General features: G+C 29.2%; 1 protein-coding gene and 1 pseudogene. Both read right to left on the reverse strand.

Annotated features, from left to right (window positions below):
* Positions 1-202 (reverse strand): annotated as a pseudogene (locus CYP64_RS10095) (pilus (MSHA type) biogenesis protein MshL); the annotation flags it as partial.
* Positions 180-593 (reverse strand): hypothetical protein, encoded by a 414-nt coding sequence (locus CYP64_RS01995; protein WP_181001670.1) that lies wholly within the window; start codon positions 591-593, stop codon positions 180-182. The gene CYP64_RS01995 and the pseudogene CYP64_RS10095, both read right to left, overlap by 23 nt.
* Positions 594-661: the final 68 nt, after the last annotated feature.

Raw genomic sequence — 661 nt, forward strand, 5'->3', positions numbered from 1 at the left:
TGCTATAAGTATCCTTTGCAACAATACTAAAGTTACACATCTCTGAAAGCTGATTTAACACATCTACTAGCGCAACATCATCTGAAATTTTCATATTAAAATTCTTGCTTAAACAACTACTTTCATTGGCACTAGCATAATTCATATTCAAGCAAATAAGTGCACCTATTATTAATATTTTATTTAATTTTAATCTCAACATTTTTACTTCCATTTTTTAAAATTAGCTCTTGTTTTTCATCGCCTTTTACTAAAAAAACGCTGTTTCTAGTAATGTTGGCTATTTTGTAACCATCAACAATATCACCGACAGCATACCACTTGGAATCAATATTTGCTTTGTTTAATAAAATTGCTTTTAAACTAAGTCCTTTTGAAGCTTGGGTGATAATTGATGAATTTTGATCTGTTATCGTCTTGATAGGTTCTTGTTTAAAAGGATTTTTTATGCTCGAAAGCTCAATATCACTAAGACCGCTTCTTTTTTCCTTTATTTTTTCAAAAATTTTATCATAAGAGTCCATTTCCTCTTGAAGCTGATTAGCAAAAGTAATATTTAAAAATAAAAAAGCCAATAAAATTTTTATTTTCATTAGTATTTCATCCCCCAAACAGATATCGAGATCTTAGCGCCAAGCTCTTTTTGGGTAGAATTCACATC

Origin of the sequence: Campylobacter concisus, from assembly GCF_002913945.1 — a bacterium.
Lineage (GTDB): Bacteria > Campylobacterota > Campylobacteria > Campylobacterales > Campylobacteraceae > Campylobacter_A > Campylobacter_A concisus_P.